The sequence below is a fragment of the Enterobacter chinensis genome (assembly GCF_034008295.1).
In the GTDB taxonomy this organism is placed as follows: domain Bacteria; phylum Pseudomonadota; class Gammaproteobacteria; order Enterobacterales; family Enterobacteriaceae; genus Enterobacter; species Enterobacter chinensis.
Genome location: NZ_JARDVI010000005.1, coordinates 38987 through 62083, shown reverse-complemented (window position 1 = coordinate 62083; position 23097 = coordinate 38987). Strand labels below are relative to the sequence as shown.

Annotated in this window: 18 protein-coding genes; 10 read left to right on the top strand and 8 right to left on the bottom strand. The window is 57.1% G+C overall.

The annotated features are described in order from the left end of the window. Nucleotides 1-7: 7 nt before the first annotated feature. From gluQRS to thpR, 4 genes are all read right to left on the bottom strand, one after another. Nucleotides 8-898, bottom strand: coding sequence for a tRNA glutamyl-Q(34) synthetase GluQRS (gene gluQRS / locus PYW49_RS15415; RefSeq protein ID WP_320386890.1), 891 nt, complete (start codon nucleotides 896-898; stop codon nucleotides 8-10). Between the two features lie 59 nt (nucleotides 899-957). Continuing rightward, nucleotides 958-1413 carry an RNA polymerase-binding protein DksA gene (gene dksA, locus PYW49_RS15410; RefSeq protein ID WP_003829221.1) on the bottom strand — a complete coding sequence of 152 codons (456 nt, stop codon included), beginning with the start codon at nucleotides 1411-1413 and terminating at the stop codon, nucleotides 958-960. Between the two features lie 176 nt (nucleotides 1414-1589). Then, complete coding sequence (gene sfsA / locus PYW49_RS15405) at nucleotides 1590-2294, bottom strand: DNA/RNA nuclease SfsA (RefSeq protein ID WP_134349692.1); 705 nt, start codon at nucleotides 2292-2294, stop codon at nucleotides 1590-1592. Then, nucleotides 2284-2838, bottom strand: coding sequence for an RNA 2',3'-cyclic phosphodiesterase (gene thpR / locus PYW49_RS15400; protein WP_134349693.1), 555 nt, complete (start codon nucleotides 2836-2838; stop codon nucleotides 2284-2286). Before thpR ends, sfsA begins: the two co-directional genes overlap by 11 nt. A 73-nt stretch (nucleotides 2839-2911) precedes the next feature. Between thpR and hrpB the strand changes: the two genes are divergently transcribed. The 6 genes from hrpB (at nucleotide 2912) to fhuB (ending at nucleotide 14173) form a co-directional block, all read left to right on the top strand. Continuing rightward, nucleotides 2912-5341 carry an ATP-dependent helicase HrpB gene (hrpB, locus tag PYW49_RS15395; RefSeq protein WP_320386889.1) on the top strand — a complete coding sequence of 810 codons (2430 nt, stop codon included), beginning with the start codon at nucleotides 2912-2914 and terminating at the stop codon, nucleotides 5339-5341. A 144-nt stretch (nucleotides 5342-5485) separates the two neighbouring features. After that, nucleotides 5486-8011 (top strand): bifunctional glycosyl transferase/transpeptidase, encoded by a 2526-nt coding sequence (gene mrcB / locus PYW49_RS15390; RefSeq protein WP_134349695.1) that lies wholly within the window; start codon nucleotides 5486-5488, stop codon nucleotides 8009-8011. Between the two features lie 234 nt (nucleotides 8012-8245). Beyond that, a complete protein-coding gene (gene fhuA / locus PYW49_RS15385) occupies nucleotides 8246-10456 on the top strand; it encodes a ferrichrome porin FhuA (protein WP_320386888.1) in 2211 nt (736 codons plus the stop codon). A gap of 50 nt (nucleotides 10457-10506) precedes the next feature. Then, nucleotides 10507-11304 carry a Fe3+-hydroxamate ABC transporter ATP-binding protein FhuC gene (gene fhuC, locus PYW49_RS15380; RefSeq protein ID WP_320386887.1) on the top strand — a complete coding sequence of 266 codons (798 nt, stop codon included), beginning with the start codon at nucleotides 10507-10509 and terminating at the stop codon, nucleotides 11302-11304. Next, nucleotides 11304-12194, top strand: a complete 891-nt coding sequence (fhuD, locus tag PYW49_RS15375; RefSeq protein ID WP_320386886.1) for a Fe(3+)-hydroxamate ABC transporter substrate-binding protein FhuD — start codon at nucleotides 11304-11306, stop codon at nucleotides 12192-12194. The genes fhuC and fhuD overlap by 1 nt, the downstream gene beginning before the upstream one ends. Next, nucleotides 12191-14173: a Fe(3+)-hydroxamate ABC transporter permease FhuB gene (gene fhuB, locus PYW49_RS15370; protein ID WP_320386885.1), complete on the top strand. Its 1983-nt coding sequence runs from the start codon at nucleotides 12191-12193 to the stop codon at nucleotides 14171-14173. The genes fhuD and fhuB overlap by 4 nt, the downstream gene beginning before the upstream one ends. An 83-nt stretch (nucleotides 14174-14256) precedes the next feature. On the opposite strand, the gene hemL is transcribed toward fhuB, so the two are convergent. After that, nucleotides 14257-15537, bottom strand: a complete 1281-nt coding sequence (gene hemL / locus PYW49_RS15365) for a glutamate-1-semialdehyde 2,1-aminomutase (protein WP_134349699.1) — start codon at nucleotides 15535-15537, stop codon at nucleotides 14257-14259. A gap of 177 nt (nucleotides 15538-15714) precedes the next feature. Here hemL and clcA point away from each other — a divergent pair, with 177 nt between their 5' ends. Both clcA and erpA read left to right on the top strand, forming a co-directional pair. Then, on the top strand, nucleotides 15715-17115 hold the full coding sequence (gene clcA / locus PYW49_RS15360) for a H(+)/Cl(-) exchange transporter ClcA (RefSeq protein WP_134349700.1): 1401 nt from the start codon (nucleotides 15715-15717) through the stop codon (nucleotides 17113-17115). 85 nt (nucleotides 17116-17200) lie between these two features. After that, complete coding sequence (erpA, locus tag PYW49_RS15355; RefSeq protein WP_013095643.1) at nucleotides 17201-17545, top strand: iron-sulfur cluster insertion protein ErpA; 345 nt, start codon at nucleotides 17201-17203, stop codon at nucleotides 17543-17545. 100 nt (nucleotides 17546-17645) lie between these two features. Here erpA and PYW49_RS15350 read toward each other — a convergent pair whose 3' ends face one another. The 3 genes from PYW49_RS15350 to mtnN are packed head-to-tail and all read right to left on the bottom strand — an operon-like array spanning nucleotide 17646 to nucleotide 19782. Next, on the bottom strand, nucleotides 17646-18269 hold the full coding sequence (locus tag PYW49_RS15350) for a TRIC cation channel family protein (protein ID WP_023310447.1): 624 nt from the start codon (nucleotides 18267-18269) through the stop codon (nucleotides 17646-17648). A gap of 21 nt (nucleotides 18270-18290) precedes the next feature. Then, a complete protein-coding gene (gene btuF, locus PYW49_RS15345; RefSeq protein ID WP_320386884.1) occupies nucleotides 18291-19091 on the bottom strand; it encodes a vitamin B12 ABC transporter substrate-binding protein BtuF in 801 nt (266 codons plus the stop codon). Continuing rightward, complete coding sequence (gene mtnN, locus PYW49_RS15340; protein ID WP_320386883.1) at nucleotides 19084-19782, bottom strand: 5'-methylthioadenosine/S-adenosylhomocysteine nucleosidase; 699 nt, start codon at nucleotides 19780-19782, stop codon at nucleotides 19084-19086. The genes btuF and mtnN overlap by 8 nt, the downstream gene beginning before the upstream one ends. Before the next feature lie 82 nt (nucleotides 19783-19864). Between mtnN and dgt the strand changes: the two genes are divergently transcribed. Together dgt and degP are read left to right on the top strand one after the other, a co-directional pair. Further along, the gene (gene dgt / locus PYW49_RS15335; RefSeq protein WP_320386882.1) at nucleotides 19865-21379 is read left to right on the top strand and encodes a dGTPase; all 1515 of its coding nucleotides are present in this window, start codon (nucleotides 19865-19867) and stop codon (nucleotides 21377-21379) included. A gap of 131 nt (nucleotides 21380-21510) precedes the next feature. Beyond that, complete coding sequence (gene degP / locus PYW49_RS15330) at nucleotides 21511-22947, top strand: serine endoprotease DegP (RefSeq protein WP_134349704.1); 1437 nt, start codon at nucleotides 21511-21513, stop codon at nucleotides 22945-22947. Nucleotides 22948-23097 lie beyond the last annotated feature (150 nt).

The following is a 23097-nucleotide window of genomic DNA, read 5'->3' as shown; positions in this document are numbered from 1 at the left end:
CGGCTAATCATAGCTCAGCGCAACGCATTTGAGAATGCTGGATTTTTGGCACTGCTGTGAGCGTCCAGTGAGCCGTTGCCATTTTCAGCAGTTCGTCAATTCGCAGATCCTGCCATTCGTTGGTTACATTCTGGTTGAGAAATCGCAGCGCGTCGATCAAAACAGGACGCGGATCGCCCTCTGGCAGGGCCGGGGCGTGATTTTGCTTTGACAGCTTACAGCCCTGTGCATTGACCGCCAGCGGCAGATGAATGTAATCCGGTGCCGTCCAGCCAAACTGGTGATAAAGGGAGATTTGTCGCACGGTAGGTTCAACCAGGTCCGCCCCGCGCACGATTTCCGTCACGCCCTGAAAATGATCGTCCACCACCACGGCCAGGTTATAGGCAAACAGGCCGTCACGACGGTGAATAATAAAATCCTCACGTGCAAGACGCTCATCGGCAAGGATTTCACCGGAGAGTAAATCGTTAAAGCGCGTCACAGGGGAGCGCTGCTTGATACGTACGGCGGCATTTTCCGGAGGAAGATTAAGCGTGCGGCAGTGACCGTCATAGACCCCTCCCACGCTCTGGATACGCGCGCGGGTGCAGGTGCAGTTATAGGAAAGTCCCTGAGTGCTAAGCCAGGCCAGACGTTCCCTATAAGCGTCGTGACGTTTTGACTGCCACAGAACGTCGTCATCCCAGTGAAGACCGTAATGTTCCAGCTGACGCAGAATGGATGCTGCTGCACCGGGAACTTCACGCGGAGGGTCAATATCTTCAATGCGAACGAGCCATTTGCCCTGGCGGGCGCGAGCCTGCAGGTAGCTGCCGAGCGCGGCAATTAATGAGCCGAAGTGTAATTCACCGGAAGGAGATGGCGCGAAGCGCCCAATATAGTGTGATTCAGACATATCAACAGTAACAAGGCGGGAGAAACTCCCGCCTTTGGAGTGTGTAAACAGCGCTGGTGTTAACCGGCCATCTGTTTTTCGCGGATTTCGGCCAGCGTTTTACAGTCGATGCACAGATCGGCGGTTGGACGCGCTTCCAGGCGACGAATACCAATTTCAACACCGCAGGATTCGCAGTAGCCAAAATCTTCGTCTTCGACTTTTTTCAGCGTTTTCTCGATTTTTTTGATCAGTTTGCGTTCGCGGTCACGGTTACGCAGTTCGAGACTGAACTCTTCTTCCTGAGCGGCACGGTCTACCGGATCCGGGAAGTTAGCAGCTTCATCCTGCATATGAGTAACGGTGCGATCGACTTCATCCCTGAGTTGATTACGCCATGCTTCAAGAATACGCCTGAAGTGCGACAGCTGGGCTTCGTTCATATACTCTTCGCCCGGCTTCTCTTGATACGGCTCCACCCCAGCGATGGCGAGAATACTCAGGGACGATGTTTTACGGTTTTGCCCTTCTTGCATGTTGCTTCTCCTTAACACGCACTATCGATCCCCGTGTTGGGGGAAAAATCAGGTCGCTATAAATAGCAGATGCTTTTCCGGATGGCAATTATCTAAACGTAACACTTGACAAGCCTGTGAGGAAAAGCGTATTTGCGCACGCGGCCAGAACACTTAATCATCAATCGTCTAATCCCTTATAAGACAATGGGAAGAGAGGATCTCAGAGTCATATTATCGGCAGAAAGTTCCGCTTTATAAGCTAAAACCTCTACCCCCTGCTTTTGTGCCTCATTCAACAATTGCGCGTATTTAGGATCAATATGGCGGGCAGGGGAGAAACGTTCAATGGCTGAATGCAATACCGCAAACAGCAATACGGCGCGTTTGCCCGCCGCCGCAACACTCATTAGCTCTCGCAGATGCTTCTGGCCACGTAGCGTTACCGCATCCGGGAAGTAGCCATTTTCCTGTTCCGCTAACGTCACTGATTTTACTTCAATATAGCACTCAGGCCTGTCTTCCGCCTGTAACATGAAGTCAATTCTGCTGCTTTCATCGCCATACTTCACTTCGCTTTTATGCGTGCCATAACCCACCAGTTCGGGAAGGGCACCAAAGGTCAGGGCTTCCTTAACTAATTGATTCGCGCGCAGGGTGTTAACGCAAATAAATGCCCCGTTTTGCGTTTCGGTCATTTCCCAGGTATGAGCATATTTGCGTTTAGTATTTTCTGAAGTGGAATACCAGACTCTGTCACCCGGCGTCGCACACCCCGTCATGGCTCCCGTGTTGGGGCAGTGCAGGGTGAGCTGTACGCCTTCGGGCGTGATCACGTCGGCAAGGAAGCGTTTGTAGCGTTGGATCAGCGTGGCGTGCTGCAGGGGAGGATCAAACTTCATCAGAATTCCTTTCGGTGTTGCCCAGCGTCCAGCGCTGGAGCGGCGTATAGCGGGTGCGTCCCTGTGCAAAGACAGATTCATAAAGCGCGAATTCATTGACCGGAAAAGCCCAGTGAAAACCCGGTGGCGGGATGGCAACGGCCTGACCTGCATCGCGCAGCAACGTGATATGCGGATGAAACGGCTGCGGGCTCTGATAACAGCCGCTGCGTGCCGCCTGCGCGCGCAGCATATTCGCCAGCTGCAATAATCCGCGCGGCGGCTGGCGCGTCCCCAGCCAGAGCACGCGAGAACGTAGCCACTGACCCGCGTCATCGAGGTGCAGCGTAAATTCCGGCTGGGTAATACGCCCGGCCATTGCGGCTAACGCCCGCTGTTTTTCGGCACTAACGTCGCCCAAAAAGGCCAGCGTCAGGTGCAGATTCGCCGCCGCAACGGGGCGGCCTGCTTCTGGCGGGAAGTGTTCAGCGCGCCAGCGAACAATTTGACGCTGTATTGTGGCGGGCAATTCAATGGCAAAAAACAGCCGTTTCGACTCAGACATACGGGAGGCTCGGTAATGATATGCGCCGATGCTACAATGTACGCCGACTAATGTTAACCCTCTGGAGCTGTTAGTGTCCTCATTGCCGGTCGCCGTTGTCCTTCCTGAGCTTCTCGCTGCCTTACACCGTGCCCCGCAGGTTTTGCTAAACGCGCCTACGGGGGCCGGTAAATCCACCTGGCTGCCGCTACAAATTCTGAAAAACGGCAATATCGGTGGAAAAATTATCCTGCTGGAGCCGCGCAGGCTGGCCGCGCGCAACGTGGCGCAGCGCCTGGCGGAACTGCTGAATGAAAAGCCGGGAGAGACGGTAGGGTACCGCATGCGCGCGGAAACCTGCGTGGGGCCTTCCACGCGGCTTGAGGTGGTGACCGAGGGGATCCTCACCCGCATGCTGCAAAACGATCCGGAGCTGACCGGCGTCGGGCTGGTGATCCTGGATGAATTTCACGAGCGCAGCCTGCAGGCGGATCTGGCCCTGGCGCTCTTGCTGGACGTGCAGCAGGGCCTGCGCGACGATCTTCGGCTACTTATCATGTCCGCTACGCTGGACAACGAGCGGCTGCAGCAGGTGTTGCCACACGCACCGGTAATTAGCTCAGAGGGGCGCGCGTTCCCGGTCGAACGGCGCTATCAACCGCTGCCAGCCCATCAGCGCTTTGACGAAGCGGTCGCCATCGCAACCGCAGAACTGTTGCGTCAGGAATCTGGTTCGCTGCTGCTGTTTTTACCCGGCGTGGGCGAGATCCAACGCGTGCAGGAGCAGCTGGCCTCCCGCGTAGACAGCGACGTGCTGCTGTGCCCGCTCTACGGTGCGCTGTCGCTGGCCGATCAGCGTAAAGCGATCCTTCCCGCACCTGCGGGACAGCGCAAGGTGGTGTTGGCAACCAATATTGCTGAAACCAGCTTGACCATCGAAGGTATTCGCCTGGTGGTGGATAGCGCGCAGGAGAGGGTGGCAAGCTTTGACCCGCGTACCGGGCTAACCAGACTGCTTACGCAACGCATTAGCCAGGCGTCGATGGTGCAGCGCGCGGGCCGTGCGGGACGCCTTGAGCCGGGTATTTGTCTGCATTTGACCAGCGCGGAGCAGGCTGAACGCGCGGCACAGCAAAGCACACCGGAAATTTTACAAAGCGATTTGTCTGGCCTGGTGATGGAACTGCTGCAATGGGGCTGCCTGGAACCCGCCCAGCTCACCTGGCTTAACCCCCCTCCTGTCGTGAACCTTGCCGCTGCGCTTGCTTTACTGACCCAGCTCGGTGCGCTTGACGGTGAGCGGTTGTCCTCCCGAGGACAAAAAATGGCCGCACTGGGGAACGAGCCACGGCTGGCCGCCATGCTGGTGTCAGCGCAGGGAGACGATGAAATAGCTACGGCCGCGAAACTGGCGGCTATCCTTGAGGAGCCGCCACGCGGTGGCAGTAGCGATCTGGCCCAGGCCTTTTCGCGCAGTCAGGGGAACTGGCAGCAGCGGGCGCAGCAGCTGTGTAAGCGGCTTAGCAGCCGCGGCGGCGTGCCAGACGGTGAGAGTATCCCACGGCTGTTAGCGCGGGCATTTCCGGACCGGATTGCGCGTCGGCGCGGGCTGGACGGACGCTATCAGCTGGCAAACGGCATGGGGGCGATGCTGGACAGCGATGACGCCCTGACGCGTTATGAGTGGCTGATCGCGCCGCTGTTGCTGCAGGGGAGCCACTCCCCGGATGCCCGTATTTTGCAGGCGATTGCCGTGGATATCGACGCCCTGACGCGCGCGTGCCCGCAGCTGCTCCAGCAGTCCGACACCGTCGAGTGGGATGATGCGCAGGGTACGCTGAAGGCATTTCGTCGTAGCCAGATAGGTAAGCTGACCCTCGGGACGAAGCCGCTGGCGAAGCCGTCGGAAGAGGAGCTGCATCAGGCCATGCTGAACGGTATCCGGGAAAAAGGGCTCGGCGTACTGAACTGGTCGCCAGAGGCTGAACAGTACCGTCTTCGCCTGCACTGTGCCGCGCGCTGGCTGCCGGAGTATGCCTGGCCCGCGGTGGATGATGAAACATTGTTGGGCTCTCTGGAGCGCTGGTTATTGCCGCAAATGCACGGTGTTCACTCGCTCCGGGCGCTGAAAGCGATCGATGTTAAGGTCGCGTTACAGAATTTACTCGACTGGTCATTACGTCAACGTCTGGATAGTGAACTGCCAGAGCATTACACTGTGCCGACCGGAAGCCGGATTGCCGTTCGTTATCACGAGGATAATCCGCCTGCGCTGGCGGTACGGATGCAGGAGATGTTTGGGGAGGCGACCACGCCGTCCATCGCCGAAGGGCGCGTTCCGATGGTGCTTGAGCTCTTGTCGCCTGCACATCGTCCGCTGCAGATCACCCGCGATCTGGGAGCGTTCTGGGCGGGGAGCTACCGAGAAGTGCAAAAAGAGATGAAGGGGCGTTATCCCAAACACGTCTGGCCGGACGATCCGGCGAATACGGCGCCGACGAGGCGGACGAAGAAATATTCGTGAAAGGGGAGTGCGGTCTGATGCCCTCACCCCAGCCCTCTCCCACGGGGAGAGGGAGAAAACCCATTTTGAGAGATTTCTTCTTTCACGATGATGTGGAAGAAAAGAGAATCGGGCCTTTGCGCCTGAAAGTTGCGGAGAAAAAGCATGGCGGGGAATGACCGCGAGCCAATAGGACGTAAGGGAAAACCAACGCGTCCGGCGAAAGAAAAGGTAAGCCGTCGTCGCCTCAGAGATGAGGACTATGACGATGACTATGAAGACGATTATGAGGATGAAGAACCGATGCCGCGTAAAGGGAAAGGCAAAGGGCGTAAGCCTCGGGGCAAACGCGGCTGGTTCTGGCTGCTGCTGAAGCTGTTTATTGTTTTTGTTGTGCTGATGGCGATTTACGGCGTGTATCTGGATCAAAAGATCCGCAGCCGTATCGACGGTAAAGTCTGGCAGCTACCTGCGGCAGTGTATGGCCGTATGGTGAACCTTGAGCCAGATATGTCCATCAGTAAGAACGAGATGGTGAAACTGCTGGAAGCCACCCAGTATCGTCAGGTATCTAAAATGACGCGGCCTGGCGAATTTACCGTGCAGGCGAACAGCATTGAGATGATCCGCCGTCCGTTTGATTTCCCGGACAGCAAAGAGGGGCAGGTGCGCGCGCGTCTGACCTTTGACGGCGATCGTCTGGATATTATTGAGAACATGGATAACAACCGTCAGTTCGGTTTCTTCCGTCTCGATCCCCGTCTGATCACCATGCTCTCCTCGGCAAACGGCGAACAGCGACTGTTCGTGGCGCGTAACGGTTTCCCGGATCTGCTGGTGGACACCCTGCTGGCAACCGAAGACCGTCACTTCTACGAGCACGATGGCATCAGCCTCTACTCGATTGGTCGTGCGGTACTGGCTAACCTCACTGCGGGACGTACCGTGCAGGGGGCGAGTACCCTTACTCAGCAGCTGGTGAAGAACCTGTTCCTCTCCAGCGAACGCTCTTACTGGCGTAAAGCTAACGAAGCGTACATGGCCGTGCTGATGGATGCGCGTTACAGCAAGGATCGTATCCTTGAGCTGTACATGAACGAGGTATACCTCGGTCAGAGTGGCGATAACGAAATCCGCGGCTTCCCGCTGGCGAGCCTGTACTACTTTGGTCGTCCGGTGGAAGAGCTGAGCCTGGATCAGCAGGCACTGCTGGTGGGTATGGTGAAAGGGGCGTCCATTTATAACCCGTGGCGTAACCCGAAACTGGCGCTTGAGCGTCGTAACCTGGTGCTGCGCCTGCTGCAACAACAGCAGGTGATTGACCAGGAGCTGTACGACATGCTGAGCGCGCGTCCACTCGGCGTTCAGCCGCGCGGTGGCGTGATTTCGCCTCAGCCTGCGTTTATGCAGCTGGTGCGTCAGGAGCTGCAGAGCAAGCTCGGTGATAAGGTCAAAGATCTCTCCGGCGTGAAGATCTTCACCACCTTTGACTCCGTGGCGCAGGATGCGGCAGAAAAAGCGGCAGTGGAAGGCATTCCGGCGCTGAAGAAACAGCGTAAGCTGAGCGATCTGGAAACCGCGATGGTGGTGGTTGACCGTAACACCGGCGAAGTTCGCGCGATGGTGGGCGGTGCTGAGCCGCAGTTTGCAGGCTACAACCGTGCTATGCAGGCACGTCGCTCGATCGGTTCTCTGGCAAAACCGGCGACCTATCTGACTGCCCTGAGCCAGCCAAATCAGTATCGCCTGAATACCTGGATTGCGGATGCGCCGATTTCCCTGCGTCAGCCTAACGGCCAGGTCTGGTCACCGCAGAACGATGATAAACAGTTCAGCGGCCAGGTGATGCTGGTGGATGCCTTAACGCGCTCCATGAACGTGCCAACGGTTAACCTGGGGATGTCGCTGGGCCTGCCGGCCATCGTTGATACCTGGCAGAAACTCGGCGTGTCGAAAGATCAGCTGCATCCGGTGCCTGCGATGATCCTCGGTGCGCTTAACCTGACGCCGATCGAAGTGGCACAGGCATTCCAGACCATTGCCAGCGGAGGGAACCGCGCACCGCTGTCTGCCCTGCGTTCGGTGATTGCCGAAGATGGCTCCGTACTGTATCAGAGCTTCCCGCAGGCAGAACGTGCCGTTCCCGCTCAGGCAGCCTATATGACGCTGTGGACGATGCAGCAGGTTGTGCAGCGCGGTACCGGTCGTCAGCTGGGTGCGAAGTATCCGGGTCTGCATCTGGCGGGTAAAACCGGGACCACCAACAACAACGTCGATACCTGGTTCGCTGGTATTGATGGCCGTGAAGTGGTGATCACCTGGGTAGGCCGTGACAACAACCAGCCGACCAAGCTGTACGGCGCGAGCGGGGCGATGTCGATTTACCAGCGCTATCTGGCAAATCAGTCTCCTGTGCCGCTGAATCTGGTTGCGCCGGAAGACATCGTCGATATGGGCGTGGACAGTTCCGGTAACTTTGTCTGCGGCGGCGGGATGCGTACGCTGCCTGTCTGGACCGCAAACCCGGACTCGCTGTGCCAGCAAAGCCAGCCAGAACAGCCAACGGGTAACCCGTTCGACCAGTCTTCTCAACCACAGCAGCCGCAGCAGCAACAGCCGCAGCAGCAGAATGAGAAGAAAGACAGCGACGGTGTCGCGGGCTGGATCAAAGATATGTTCGGCGGTAACTAACCTTTTGAAGCCCTCTTCCCTGGAAGGGGGCTTTTTTACCCGTAAACCTCATTTCGTTAACCCTCGCTTTAACTCTGATTAACCCTTCGTTTTCTCTTGTCTATTTCTTAAACCCTTAATTCTCATAGGGCAGCTTACTGCTTGCTATGCAACCAGCGTTTCGCATATTATTCTGGCGCTCATAATAATAATTCTCGTTTACGTTATCATTCACTTTCATATCAGAGATTCAACATGGCGCTTTCCAATACTGCTCAGCCAATTAACACGTCGCTGCGTAAAATCGCGGTTGTCGTAGCCACAGCGGTTGCCGGCATGTCGGCTTATGCACATGCTGCCGAAACCCCGAAAAAAGAAGAGACCATTACGGTTACTGCCGCGCCTGCTGCGCAGGAAAGTGCGTGGGGGCCGGCACCAACGATTGCGGCCAAGCGCACCGCCACGGCCACCAAGACCGATACCCCGATTGAGAAAACCCCGCAGTCTATTTCCGTGGTCACGCGTGAAGAGATGGACATGAAGCAGCCGGGGACGGTGAAGCAAGCGCTGGCCTATACGCCGAGCGTTTTTGCGACTCGCGGTGCATCAACAACGTATGATGTTGTTTCTATCCGTGGGTTCACCACCTCCAGTACCGTGAATACTAACCAGTATCTGGATGGGATGAAGCTGCAGGGAGATAACTATTCTGAAGCGTCCATGGATCCGTATTTCCTTGAGCGCGTCGAACTGCTGCGTGGCCCAACGTCCGTTCTGTACGGTAAAAGTCACCCGGGCGGCGTGGTCAGCATGGTCAGCAAGCGTCCAACCACCGAGCCACTGAAAGAAGTCCAGTTCAAAATGGGTACCGATAACCTATGGCAGACCGGGTTTGATTTCAGCGATGCGATTGATGATGACGGCGTGTGGTCATACCGCCTGACCGGTCTGGGGCGCAGTGAAAATGCGCAGCAGGAAATGGTTAAGTCCACCCGTTACGCCATTGCGCCTGTTTTCAGCTGGCGACCTGACGATAAGACGGATTTCACCTTCCTGAGCAATTTCCAGAGCGATCCGGATGCAGGCTATTACGGCTGGCTGCCGCGGGAAGGTACTGTTGTGCCTTACTATGACGCCAATGGCAACGCTCACAAGCTGCCGACCGATTTCAACGAAGGTGATGAAGACAACAAGATCTCCCGCCGTCAGAAGATGTTGGGCTACAGCTTCTCGCATCAGTTTGATGACACCTTTACCGTGCGTCAAAACCTGCGCTACACCAAAATCAACACGCTTTACCGTTCCGTCTACGGTAACGGCTATATTGCACCAGCTCAGATCAGCCGCGCGTATGTGCGCTCTGATGAGGATCTGAACTCGTTCACGGTCGATACCCAGCTGCAGTCCAAATTTGCGACAGGTGCAGTGGATCATACTCTGTTAACGGGCGTTGACTACCTGCGCATGCGTAACGATATTGATGCTGATTACGGCAGCGCTGATCCTATCAGCATGACGAATCCGCAGCACAACAATGCCAATATCAACGTGAACTTCCCGTATGCCGTGCTCAATCGTCAGGAGCAAACGGGCCTGTACGCGCAGGATCAGGCTGAGTGGGATAAGTGGGTACTGACCCTTGGCGGACGCTATGATTTCGCTAAAACGTCCACACTGACGCGTTCCTCTGACACGACGGCTGAAATCAACGATCGGGCGTTCACCTGGCGTGGCGGGATCAACTACCTGTTTGATAACGGTATTACGCCGTACTTCAGCTACAGCGAATCCTTCGAGCCTATTTCCGGCGCAACCCAGGGCGGCAAACCGTTCGATCCGGCTCGCGGCAAACAGTATGAAGCGGGCGTGAAGTATGTACCGAAAGTTCTGCCTGTGGTTGTGACTGCAGCGGTATACCAGCTGACCAAAAACAACAACCTGACGGCCGATCCGGCGAACCCGACCAGCGGCTTTAGCGTGCAGGGCGGAGAAATTCGTTCCCGCGGGTTCGAACTGGAAGCGAAAGCCGCAGTCTCTGCCAACGTGAACGTGACGGCTTCCTATAGCTTTACTGATGCGGAATACACGCACGATACTTGGTATGAAGGCCGTCGTCCGGCGGAAGTGCCGCGTAACATGGCGTCTCTGTGGGCCGATTACACCTTCCACGAGACGGCGCTGAGCGGTCTGACGGTAGGGGTGGGAACCCGTTACATCGGTAACACCGTTTCCTACTACTCTGCCTCGTCGCCAAAAGCCTATCAGTCGTTCAACGTTGCGGGCTACGCCCTGGCGGATGCGACCGTGAAATACGACCTGGCACGCTTTGGACTGCCGGGCTCTTCTGTCGGCGTCAACGTGAACAACATCTTCGACCGTGAATACGTCTCCAGCTGCTACAGCGAATATGCATGCTATTGGGGAGCAGGACGTCAGGTTGTTGCCACCGCGACCTTCCGCTTCTAACCGCTCTTCGGGCACGGTTCGCCGTGCCCTTTTTATTTAAGTTGGCTGATATGCAGGATAATCAAACGCAACCCTACACCACCTTTACGCTCAACCACCTCTCCTTTCGCGTCCCCGGGCGCACGCTGCTGCATCCGCTCTCTCTGACGTTCCCGGCAGGTAAAGTGACGGGGCTGATTGGCCACAACGGCTCCGGTAAATCCACGCTGCTCAAAATGCTGGGACGCCACCAGCCGCCTTCAGAGGGTGATATTTTGCTGGACGACCAACCGCTGGAGAGCTGGAGCAGTAAAGCCTTTGCCCGCAAAGTCGCCTATCTGCCGCAGCAGCTGCCGCAGGCGGAAGGGATGACGGTACGCGAGCTGGTGGCCATTGGGCGTTATCCGTGGCACGGGGCGCTGGGGCGCTTCGGCGTCGCCGACAGAGAGAAGGTGGAAGAGGCGATTGCGCTGGTGGGGCTAAAACCGCTGGCGCACCGTCTGGTGGATAGCCTGTCCGGCGGTGAACGTCAGCGCGCGTGGATTGCAATGCTGGTGGCACAGGACAGCCGCTGCCTGCTACTCGACGAACCCACCTCCGCGCTGGATATTGCCCACCAGGTCGACGTGCTGGCGCTGGTGCATCGCTTAAGCCAGCAGCGCGGGCTGACGGTGATTGCGGTCCTGCATGATATCAACATGGCGGCGCGTTACTGCGATTATCTGGTGGCGCTGCGCGGTGGTGAAATGATTGCCCAGGGCACGCCGTCTGAGCTGATGCGCAGCGAAACGCTGGAACACATTTACGGTATTCCGATGGGTATTCTGCCTCACCCTGCCGGGGCTGCACCGGTGAGCTTTGTGTACTGATGCTGGACAACATGCTTATCAGCCGCCGTCGCCTGCTGACGGCTATGGCACTCTCACCGCTGCTGTTAAAAATGAATACGGCGCGCGCTGCCGCCGTGGATCCGCACCGTATTGTGGCCCTGGAGTGGCTGCCAGTTGAACTGATGATGGCGCTCGGCGTAACGCCCTATGGCGTGGCGGACATTCCTAACTATAACCTCTGGGTGAACGAGCCGAAGCTGCCGGACTCGGTGATCGACGTCGGTCTGCGCACGGAGCCAAACCTCGAACTGCTCACCCAGATGAAGCCGTCGTTCCTCTTCTGGTCCGCGGGTTACGGTCCGTCAGAGGAGGTGATGGCGCGCATTGCGCCAGGACGCGGATTCTCTTTCAGCGACGGTAAAAAGCCGCTGATCGTGGCGAAAAACTCGATTAACGAGATGGCGCATTTCCTCAACCGTGAAGCGGAGGCCAAACGGCATCTCGAGGAATTTGATGCCCTGATTGACGCATTAAAGCCGCGTTTTGCTCACCGGGGCGATCGCCCGCTGCTGATGGTGACGCTGCTGGATGCCCGCCATATGCTGGTCTTTGGTAAAAACTGTCTGTTCCAGGACGTGCTCGACAGCTTTGGCATTCGTAATGCCTGGGAAGGGGAGATGACCTTCTGGGGCAGTACCGCCGTGGGTATCGATCGTCTGGCGGCGTTTCGCGATGTAGATGTGATCTGTTTCGACCACGGGAACGAGCGTGACATGCAGGCCCTGATGGCGACCCCGCTCTGGCAGGCGATGCCGTTTGTGCGCGAGCAGCGCTTCCAGCGCGCCCCGGCGGTCTGGTTCTACGGCGCGACGCTGTCGGCCATGCATTTCGCCCGGGTGCTGGATAACGCATTGGGAGGAAAAGCATGAGCATGCGTATCGCCCGCTTCCCGGCGCTGTTGTTGTCCTTACTTTTCCTTGCCGCGCTGGTATTAACCTGGTTCAACCTCTCGACGGCACTACCGCGTGGACAGTGGAGGGCCGCCCTGGCCGCGCCGGATATCGATAATATCCAGCAGATGCTGTTCCACTACAGCCTGCTGCCGCGTCTGGCGATCTCCCTCTTGGTCGGTGCTGGTTTAGGGCTGGTGGGCGTACTGTTTCAGCAGGTTTTACGCAATCCCCTGGCGGAACCGACCACGCTCGGCGTCGCGACCGGTGCGCAGCTTGGGATCACGGTCATCACGCTGTGGTCGCTGCCGGGGGCGTTGACCTCGCAGTTTGCCGCTCTCGTGGGAGCGTGCGTGGTGGGCGCGCTGGTCTTTGGCGTGGCATGGGGCAAACGTCTTTCCCCTGTGACGCTTATTCTGGCCGGGCTGGTGGTCAGCCTGTACTGCGGGGCGATTAACCAGCTGCTGGTGCTGTTCCACCACGATCGGCTGCAAAGCATGTTCCTGTGGAGTACCGGCACGCTCACCCAGACCGACTGGAGCGTGGTGGCGCACCTGTGGCCGCAGCTGGCCGGCGGCGTCGTGCTGACGCTGCTGCTCCTGCGTCCCCTGACGCTCATGGGGCTGGATGATGGCGTGGCGCGTAACCTGGGGCTGGCGCTGTCGCTGGCTCGCCTGGCGGCGCTGACGCTGGCAATTGTATTGAGCGCTCTGCTGGTGAACGCGGTCGGCATCATCGGGTTTATCGGCCTGTTCGCGCCGCTGCTGGCGAAAATGCTCGGAGCGCGTCGTTTGCTGGCGCGTCTGCTGCTGGCCTCGCTGATTGGGGCGCTGATCCTCTGGCTTTCCGATCAGCTCATTCTGTGGCTGGCGCGGGTCTGGAGAGAGGTGTCCACCGGGTCGGTCACGGCGCTTATCGGTGCGCCGCTGCTGCTTTGGCTGCTGCCGCGCCTGCGCAGCATGAGCGCACCGGCGATGGATGCGGGCGATAAAGTCTACGCGGAACGCCAGTCGGTGCTGTGGTTTAGCCTTGCCGGCCTGGCGGTGCTGGTTATCGTCTCGTTTACGGCGCTCGCGTTTGGGCGTGATGCGGCGGGCTGGCACTGGGCAACGGGCGATTTACTCAACGACCTGCTGCAGTGGCGCTGGCCGCGTATCTTCGCTGCGCTGATCGCCGGCGTAATGCTGGCGGTGGCGGGGTGTATCATTCAGCGTCTGACCGGAAACCCGATGGCAAGCCCGGAAGTGCTCGGGATCAGCTCTGGCGCCGCCTTTGGCGTGGTGCTGATGCTGTTCTTTGTGCCGGGCAATGCGTTTGGCTGGCTGATGCCGGCCGGGAGTATCGGTGCGGCGGCCACGCTGATGATTATCCTGATGGCCGCCGGTCGCGGTGGATTTTCCCCGCACCGGATGCTGCTGGCCGGGATGGCGCTCAGTACCGCATTTACGATGCTGTTGATGATGCTACAGGCGAGCGGCGATCCGCGCATGGCGAAGATCCTGACCTGGATTTCTGGCTCAACCTACGGTGCCACCGGCAGTCAGGTTGTCTGGTCCGGGATCGTGATGATCGCGCTACTGGCGATTGTGCCGCTGTGCCGTCGGTGGCTGACCATCCTGCCGCTCGGTGGTGAAACGGCGCGTGCGGTGGGTATGGCGCTGACGCCAGCGCGCGTGGCTCTGCTGCTGCTGGCGGCGTGCCTGACGGCGGTGGCAACCATGACTATTGGACCACTGAGTTTTGTCGGGTTGATGGCGCCGCACATTGCCAGAATGATGGGGTTCCGCCGGACGATGCCGCATATTGTGATGTCTGCTCTCACGGGCGGGGTCATGCTGGTGTTTGCGGACTGGTGCGGAAGAATGGTGCTGTTCCCGTATCAGATCCCGGCGGGGCTGCTGTCGACCTTCATTGGCGCGCCGTATTTTATTTATCTGTTGAGAAAGCAGAGCCGATAGTCAGGTGCGGCCTGATGCCCTCTCCCACGGGAGAGGGAGAACAGCGTAGGCCGGGTAAGCGTTAGCGCCACCCGGCAATGCCCTTAGAGCTTCGCAAACACCTTACGCGCCGCGTCGATGGTGTTATTGATATCTTCTTCGCTGTGCGCCACGGACATAAAGCCCGCTTCGAACGCTGACGGTGCCAGGTACACGCCTTCTTCCAGCATCAGGTGGAAGAAGCGCTTGAAGCGTTCAACGTCGCACTTCACCACGTCCTGATAGCAGGTCACGGTTTTCGCATCGGTGAAGAAAATCCCGAACATCCCGCCCACGTGGTTAACGACCAGCGGAATACCGGCTTCCTCTGCCGCTTCAAGCAGTCCGTTTGCCAGCTGCGTCGTCAGGTCGGTCAGGGTTTCATGAATACCGGGCTGAGCCACTTCGTTCAGGCAGGCGAAGCCCGCCGCCATGGCGATTGGGTTACCGGAGAGCGTGCCCGCCTGGTAAACCGGGCCGGTTGGCGCCAGGGCTTCCATGACGTCCTTACGGCCACCAAAGGCCCCGACCGGCATGCCGCCGCCGATGATTTTGCCAAGGCAGGTAAGGTCCGGCTCAACGCCATAATAAGACTGGGCACCCGCCAGCGCCACGCGGAATCCGGTCATCACTTCGTCGATGATCAGCAGGGCACCGAATTCGTCGCACAGGGCACGCAGGCCCGGCAGGAAATCAGGCTGCGGTGGGATACAGTTCATGTTACCCGCAACAGGCTCAACGATGATGCAGGCGATCTCCTGCGGATACTGCTCGAATGCCGCGCGAACGGTGGCCAGATCGTTGTAGGTGCAGGTCAGGGTATGCTTAGCGAAATCTGCCGGTACGCCAGGCGAGTTTGGCTGGCCGAGCGTTAGCGCGCCGGAGCCCGCTTTCACCAGCAGGCAGTCCGCATGGCCGTGGTAGCAGCCTTCAAACTTGATGATTTTATCGCGGCCAGTGAAGCCACGCGCAAGGCGGATGGCGCTCATGGTGGCTTCGGTACCGGAGTTCACCATACGCACCATGTCCATTGTCGGCACCAGTTCGGTGACCAGCGCCGCCATTTTCACTTCCATTTCGGTTGGCGCGCCGAAGCTCAGGCCGCGCTGGGCGGCTTCAATCACCGCGTTACGGATAGCCGGGTGGTTGTGGCCCAGCACCATCGGGCCCCAGGAGCCGACATAATCGATATAGGCTTTGCCATCGACATCATACAGATACGCGCCGTCAGCACGTTCGATAAACAGCGGCGTGCCGCCCACGCCGGTAAAGGCGCGCACAGGTGAGTTCACGCCACCCGGAATAAGCTCGCGGGCTGCACTGTAGAGGTTTTCAGACTTGCTCATGGCGTCGTTCCTGGTTCGTATAAAATGATTAAGCACACTATTCTAAGTGATTCGCGGAAGGTTATGAAATGTTTGCCCCACTAATGCAAAAACAATTGTTAAGGATTTTTCACGGGACGGTGCCACAGTCTCTGGTAAAATCCTCGCGGCTTTTTGTATGACGAATAAGAACAGGACATGAAATCAGATTCTCCGTCTTTTGAAGAACAACAGTTTACGCGCGCCCAGCACCGAATCAGTATTCGGCGGCTGCTCAATCGCGATAAAACGCCGCTGGCGATCCTGCTGGCCGCTGCCGTGGTGGGTACCCTCACGGGTCTGGTTGGCGTGGCTTTTGAAAAAGCGGTTAATGCCGTACTCAACTGGCGAGTGGGGACCGTAGCCGGTTTCGCCGATAGCAGATGGCTGGTCTGGGTGGGGGCATTCGGACTGTCTGCGCTGTTTGCCATGGTGGGGTATTTTCTGGTGCGTAAATTCGCGCCGGAGGCGGGCGGATCGGGCATCCCGGAAATTGAAGGTGCGCTGGAGGAGTTGCGTCCTGTGCGCTGGTGGCGGGTGATGCCGGTTAAATTCATCGGTGGCATGGGGACGCTGGGCGCGGGGATGGTGCTCGGCAGGGAAGGGCCCACGGTACAGCTGGGGGGCAACGTCGGTCGTATGGTGGGCGATCTTTTTCGGATGCGAAGCGCCGAAGCGCGCCATACGCTGCTGGCTACCGGTGCGGCGGCGGGGCTGTCGGCGGCGTTTAACGCGCCGCTGGCGGGGATTTTGTTCATCATCGAAGAGATGCGCGCGCAGTTTCGCTACAACCTGATCTCCATTAAAGCGGTGTTTACCGGCGTCATTATGTCGAGCATTGTCTTTCGCATAGTTAATGGCGAAGGGGCGGTCATTGAGGTGGGTAAACTGACCAACGCACCGGTCAACACCCTGTGGCTGTATCTGGTCCTCGGTATGATTTTTGGCGTGGTTGGCCCGCTCTTTAATACCTTCATCTTACGTGCTCAGGATATGTTCCAGCGTATTCACGGCGGGAATACAACCAAATGGGTGCTGATTGGTGGCCTGCTGGGCGGGATGTGCGGGGTACTCGGATTCATTGAACCGAATGCCGCAGGTGGCGGGTTCGGCCTGATTCCCATTGCGGCGGCCGGGAATTTCAGCGTGGGTCTGCTGTTGTTTATGTTTCTTTCGAGAGTCATCACGACGGTGCTGTGCTTCTCGTCCGGTGCGCCAGGGGGGATATTCGCACCGATGCTGGCGCTGGGAACGCTGCTGGGCACCGCGTTTGGTATGGCGGCGCAAGCGGGCTTTCCCGCTTATCACCTTGATGCCGGGACCTTTGCGGTGGCCGGAATGGGGGCGCTACTGGCCGCATCCCTGCGCGCGCCGCTAACCGGCATCGTGCTGGTGCTGGAGATGACGGATAATTACCAGCTCATTTTGCCAATGATCATTACCTGTCTCGGCGCGACACTATTAGCCCAATTCCTGGGTGGAAAGCCGCTATACTCCACCATCCTTGCGCGTACTCTGGCAAAACAAGAGGCTGAGCGGGCCGCAACGCAGAATACTTGAATGAATTACCAGGGTATTAGATAATGACACAAAGAATTGGGTGAATTTTACCCAATGGCAGTAGCAGTATTCATGGGAGCATAAGATGAGTGATGATGTAGCGTTGCCGCTGGAATTTACCGAAGCAGCAGCCAACAAAGTGAAAACCCTGATTGCCGACGAAGACAATCCGGATCTGAAACTGCGCGTCTATATTACCGGTGGCGGCTGCAGCGGCTTCCAGTATGGTTTTACCTTTGACGATCAGGTTAACGATGGCGATATGACTATCGAGAAACAGGGCGTCGCGCTGGTGGTTGACCCGATGAGCCTGCAATATCTGGTGGGCGGTTCGGTGGATTACACCGAAGGTCTGGAAGGATCGCGTTTTGTGGTGACAAACCCGAACGCAACAAGCACCTGCGGGTGTGGTTCTTCGTTCAGCATCTGATGTTTCGGGCGGTGTGGTCTGATGCCCCCACCCCGTCTCTCTCCCACGGGAGAGGGCGAAAACGCTAAAAACGGTAACCTCCAGGTTACCGTTTTGCTTTTTACCTTCCGTTATCATCCAGCGCAAACGTCGGCAGCTTCAGGTGCCAGCGTATCGCGGCTAAACGTATCACCAGCGTCACGACCATCCCCAGCATCGCTGCATTTTCCAGTGGGAGCGCAAAGGTGTAGTACGCGGTCGCGTGAACAATCCCGCCAACAATACAGGCCGTTGCGTAAATTTCAGTACGCAGGATCATCGGCACTTCACGTGCCAGAATGTCGCGAATGATCCCACCGCCCACGCCGGTTAATACGCCCATGCAGATCGCCACCATCGGACCGGTACCTGCATTAAACGCCTTGTTTACGCCAATACCGACAAACACGGCCAGACCCACGGCATCCAGCACCGGCAGTATCCATTTTGGTAATCTGCGCGGCTGGCGAACCAGCACAATGGTTAACAGACAGGTGACCATCGCGACCACCAGATCGGTCGGATCTTTCACCCAAAACACCGGGCCATTCGCCAGCGCCATGTCGCGGATAGTCCCGCCGCCAACAGCGGTCACCACGCCAAGCACCAGCACGCCAAACGGATCCATGCGTAGTTTTCCGGCGAGCAGGACGCCGGAGATAGCAAAAACGGCTGTGCCAAGAATATCCAGCCAATAAACGAGCATCGTTAAATCCTCGAACCAATGTTAGTGACTCTCTGCCAGTGCGGCACAGAGCTGTTTTGCGGCGAGGATAATACGCGGGCTGGCGCGTTCAAACCAGTCGCTGTTGAGCGGGATCACCGGTATTTTTAGCTGTCTTTGCCAGAATTGTTCAATTTTAGGAATCTCGCTCGCATTTCCGACCACGACGATAGCCTGTGGCTGGCGCGCCAGGACCTGTTCACGGCTAACCTGAGGCCATGGCACCCGGCTGGCAGCGAAAATATTTTCACCACCACAGACTTCCAGCACCTGGTTCTGAATTGACCCTTTTCCGGTGGTAAACAGCGGCTGGCTGCCAAACTGCAGGAAAATGCGCTTTTTAACGGGCGTATCGTATCGGGATTTCAGCGCAGCATAGTCGCTGAGCATCTGTTTCGCCGCGGCTTCGGCTTTTTTGGGGGTAGGGCTATAGGGTGCCAGGGCGCGTAGCGCCAGAGCGACTTGTTCAATGCTCACGGCATCAATCCACATGACCTTGATGCCAAGCGAGGTCAGCTGGTTGACCTGCCGCTCAGCGTTGCCGCCACGCCAGGCCAGCACGAGATCCGGTTTAAGCGCCACAATGCGCTCAAGGTTCATCCCTTGCCAGGTTGCTACCTGTTCAATGTCCGCGGCCTGCGGTGGGTAATCGGAAAAGCTACTCACGCCAACGGGTGTGATCCCTGCGGCAAATGCCAGTTCCGTGTTAGCGGGGGAGAGTGTAATCACACGCGGGACAGCATAGAGCCACAGCGGTGCGAACAGAAGCAGGGCGGCCAGCGCCCTGACGCTATGTTTAGCCACGTGCCAGATTCTGCACCAGGCGTTCCACCATCACGGTGGACTGTTTTGCCGCAACGGTCAGGAACTCGTCGAAGCTGATGTGAGACTGCTGGTCTGCCACGTCAGAGATGGCGCGAACCACCACGAACGGTACGTTGAAGTTATGGCAAACGTGAGCGATCGCGGTCGCTTCCATCTCAACGGCTACCGCCTGAGGGAAGTTATGACGGATTTTCGCCAGGCCAACGGAGCCATTGATAAAGGCATCACCGCTGACAATCAGACCACGCACCGCGTTGAGATTGAGTTCAGCAATGCAGGTTTCTGCTGCTGCAATCAGTTTGTCGTCAGCCTTAAACCCAGCCGGACAACCCGGGAGTTGACCGTACTCGTAACCGAACGCGGTCACGTCAGCATCGTGGTAACGCGCTTCGTCGGAGACAACGATATCACCCACTTTCAGCGTCGGTGCCAGGCCGCCCGCAGAGCCGGTATTAACGATCAAGTCCGGCTTGCAGCGCTCAAGCAACAGGGTTGCACCCAGTGCAGCAGCCACTTTACCGATGCCTGATTTCAGCAGAGCCACGTCAACACCGTTCAACTGACCGGTGTAGATCTCACAGCCTCCCAGAGAGAGCGTCTGACGGTTCTCAATTTTGTCACGCAGCAGCGTAACTTCTTCTTCCATTGCACCAATAATGCCGATTTTCATAGATTTACTCGCGATGTGCCTTGTTAAGATGCATAGTCTATCATGCGGTTAAGGGGAAACGCATTCTCAGGTGGGGGAGCACATGTCACCAATCGATTTTCGCACCAAAATTAACTGGCACCGGCGTTTCCGTTCGCCGCAGGGCGACAAGAGCGAACATGAGATCCTGCGTATCTTCGAAAGCGATCGCGGGAGGATCATTAACTCGCCAGCTATCCGTCGTTTGCAGCAAAAGACGCAGGTGTTTCCGCTCGAGCGTAACGCCGCGGTGCGCACGCGCTTAACCCACTCCATGGAAGTGCAGCAGGTCGGGCGCTACATTGCCAAAGAGATTTTGAGCCGTCTCAAAGAACAACGTTTACTGGAAACCTATGGCCTGGACGAACTGACCGGGCCTTTCGAGAGCATCGTTGAGATGGCCTGCCTGATGCATGACATCGGCAACCCGCCTTTCGGTCACTTTGGTGAGGCGGCAATTAACGACTGGTTTAAACAACGGCTTTACCCTTCGGATGCTGTCAGCCAGCCTCTCAGCGATGACCGCTGTATCGTACGCGATTTGCGCCTGCGTGAAGGTGAAGAGGGGCTGAACGATCTGCGTCGTAAAGTGCGCCAGGATTTGTGTCACTTCGAGGGTAACGCGCAGGGGATCCGGCTGGTCCATTCTCTGATGCGCATGAACCTGACCTGGGCGCAGGTCGGCTGCATACTGAAATATACCCGCCCCGCGTGGTGGATGGGGGATACACCCGCATCCCACAGTTATCTCATGAAAAAACCGGGCTATTACCTTTCTGAAGAGGCCTATATTGAACGGCTGCGTAAAGAACTTTCACTGACGCCAAACGGCCGCTTTCCATTAACCTGGATTATGGAAGCAGCCGATGATATTTCCTATTGTGTGGCCGATCTGGAAGACGCCGTTGAGAAAAGAATCTTCAGCGTCGAGGAGCTTTATCAGCATCTTTATGCGGCGTGGGGCAGCCATGAAAAAGGTTCACTGTTTGCTCAGGTTGTCGAAAATGCCTGGGAAAAATCGCGCTCAAATACATTAAGCCGCAGTACGGAAGACCAGTTCTTTATGTATTTACGGGTCAATACATTAAATAAACTGGTGCCGTATGCGGCATCGCGCTTTATTGATAATTTACCGCTGATTTTCAGCGGGGAATTCAATCATGCGCTGCTGGAAGATGACAGCAGTTTCAGCCAGCTCCTTGAGCTTTATAAACATGTGGCGATGCGGCATGTATTCAGCCATCCGGATGTCGAACAGTTAGAGCTGCAGGGCTATCGGGTAATCAGTGGGTTACTTGAAATTTATTCCCCATTGCTTCAGCTGTCGGTCAACGATTTCAGCGAGCTGGTGGAACACGAGCGCGTGCGCCGAATTCCTATCGAATCCCGGCTTTATCAGAAACTTTCTACCCGTCATCGTCTGGCGTATGTCGAAGCGATTGGCAAGCTGGATCGCCATTCTCCCCAGTGGCCAGTGCTGGAATATTATTATCGCTGCCGTCTTATCCAGGACTATATCAGCGGCATGACAGATTTGTACGCCTGGGATGAATACCGCAAGCTTATGGCGGTGGAATAATTTCTGAGTTTTGTAAAGACGGCCAATAAATTTTTACCTTTTCCATAAACTTATCGCCGGAACTAAGCGGTATAAAATGAATCTGAGTTACACAGCAATTTTGCGTTATCTGTAAATCGAGATTGAGAAACATGAAAAAAACCACATTAGCAATGAGTGCACTGGCTCTGAGTTTAGGTTTAGCGCTGTCTCCTCTGACTGCTACTGCAGCCGAGACCGCGTCATCGGCAGCAACCGCGCAGCAGATGCCAAGCCTGGCACCGATGCTCGAAAAGGTGATGCCATCGGTGGTGAGTATTAACGTTGAGGGAAGCACGACCGTCAATACGCCGCGCATGCCGCGTAACTTCCAGCAGTTCTTTGGTGACAACTCGCCGTTCTGCCAGGACGGTTCGCCATTCCAGAGCTCTCCGTTCTGTCAGGGCGGTGGCGCAGGGGATGACAGCCAGGGCGGCGCCCAGCAGCAGAAATTCATGGCGCTTGGCTCGGGGGTGATTATTGATGCAGCGAAAGGCTACGTCGTCACCAACAACCACGTTGTTGATAACGCTAACAGCATTAAGGTGCAGCTGAGTGATGGCCGTAAGTTCGACGCCAAAGTGGTGGGTAAAGACCCGCGCTCCGACATCGCGCTTATCCAGATTCAGGATCCGAAAAACCTGACGGCGATTAAAATTGCCGACTCCGACGCGCTGCGCGTGGGTGACTATACCGTGGCAATCGGTAACCCGTTCGGTCTGGGTGAAACCGTGACTTCCGGTATCGTCTCTGCGCTGGGTCGCAGCGGCCTCAATGCCGAAAACTATGAAAACTTCATCCAGACGGATGCGGCGATCAACCGCGGTAACTCCGGCGGTGCGCTGGTGAACCTGAACGGTGAGCTGATCGGTATCAACACCGCTATCCTGGCACCGGACGGCGGCAACATCGGTATCGGCTTTGCTATCCCAAGTAACATGGTGAAAAACCTGACCGCGCAGATGGTGCAGTACGGCCAGGTGAAACGCGGTGAGCTGGGTATCCTCGGTACGGAACTGAACTCCGAACTGGCTAAGGCAATGAAAGTCGACGCTCAGCGCGGGGCATTCGTCAGCCAGGTGATGCCGAACTCCTCTGCGGCGAAAGCGGGTATTAAAGCGGGTGATGTGATCACCTCCCTGAACGGTAAACCGATCAGCAGCTTTGCTGCCCTGCGTGCCGAAGTGGGGTCCATGCCGATTGGCAGTAAAGTCACCCTCGGCCTGCTGCGCGACGGTAAGCCGGTTAACGTGAGCCTGGAGCTGCAGCAGAGCAGCCAGAATCAGGTTGATTCCAGCACCATCTTCAGCGGTATTGAAGGCGCAGAGATGAGCAACAAAGGGGCAGATAAAGGCGTGGTGGTGAACAACGTGAAAGCGAATTCACCGGCAGCCCGTATTGGCCTGAAAAAAGGGGATGTGATCATGGGTGCTAACCAGCAGCCGGTGAAAAACATCGCTGAACTGCGCAAAATTCTCGACAGCAAGCCTTCCGTGCTGGCGCTGAATATCCAGCGTGGTGACTCCTCTATCTACCTGCTGATGCAGTAATTTCTGTAAGCCCCTGTTTGTAACAGGCAGGGGCTTTTCTTGTTTCTGTGACCCTTTCCACAAGTCCATACTTCTCCCTCTCTCTTTGTGCATTTGCACAATGCAGCCGTAGCTGAACTTCCCTATGCTTGAGCTCTGCTCACAGGAGGG

Excerpts from the sequence above, each read along its gene's own strand:
- gluQRS (WP_320386890.1), bottom strand. The coding sequence starts at position 898 with ATGTCTGAATCACACTATATTGGGCGCTTCGCGCCATCTCCTTCCGGT.
- dksA (WP_003829221.1), bottom strand. The coding sequence starts at position 1,413 with ATGCAAGAAGGGCAAAACCGTAAAACATCGTCCCTGAGTATTCTCGCC.
- fhuC (WP_320386887.1), top strand. The coding sequence starts at position 10,507 with ATGCAGGATAATCAAACGCAACCCTACACCACCTTTACGCTCAACCAC.
- mtnN (WP_320386883.1), bottom strand. The coding sequence starts at position 19,782 with ATGAAAATCGGCATTATTGGTGCAATGGAAGAAGAAGTTACGCTGCTG.
- clcA (WP_134349700.1), top strand. The coding sequence starts at position 15,715 with ATGAAATCAGATTCTCCGTCTTTTGAAGAACAACAGTTTACGCGCGCC.
- hemL (WP_134349699.1), bottom strand. The coding sequence starts at position 15,537 with ATGAGCAAGTCTGAAAACCTCTACAGTGCAGCCCGCGAGCTTATTCCG.
- thpR (WP_134349693.1), bottom strand. The coding sequence starts at position 2,838 with ATGTCTGAGTCGAAACGGCTGTTTTTTGCCATTGAATTGCCCGCCACA.
- dgt (WP_320386882.1), top strand. The coding sequence starts at position 19,865 with ATGTCACCAATCGATTTTCGCACCAAAATTAACTGGCACCGGCGTTTC.
- mrcB (WP_134349695.1), top strand. The coding sequence starts at position 5,486 with ATGGCGGGGAATGACCGCGAGCCAATAGGACGTAAGGGAAAACCAACG.
- PYW49_RS15350 (WP_023310447.1), bottom strand. The coding sequence starts at position 18,269 with ATGCTCGTTTATTGGCTGGATATTCTTGGCACAGCCGTTTTTGCTATC.
- fhuA (WP_320386888.1), top strand. The coding sequence starts at position 8,246 with ATGGCGCTTTCCAATACTGCTCAGCCAATTAACACGTCGCTGCGTAAA.
- erpA (WP_013095643.1), top strand. The coding sequence starts at position 17,201 with ATGAGTGATGATGTAGCGTTGCCGCTGGAATTTACCGAAGCAGCAGCC.
- sfsA (WP_134349692.1), bottom strand. The coding sequence starts at position 2,294 with ATGAAGTTTGATCCTCCCCTGCAGCACGCCACGCTGATCCAACGCTAC.
- fhuD (WP_320386886.1), top strand. The coding sequence starts at position 11,304 with ATGCTGGACAACATGCTTATCAGCCGCCGTCGCCTGCTGACGGCTATG.
- degP (WP_134349704.1), top strand. The coding sequence starts at position 21,511 with ATGAAAAAAACCACATTAGCAATGAGTGCACTGGCTCTGAGTTTAGGT.
- fhuB (WP_320386885.1), top strand. The coding sequence starts at position 12,191 with ATGAGCATGCGTATCGCCCGCTTCCCGGCGCTGTTGTTGTCCTTACTT.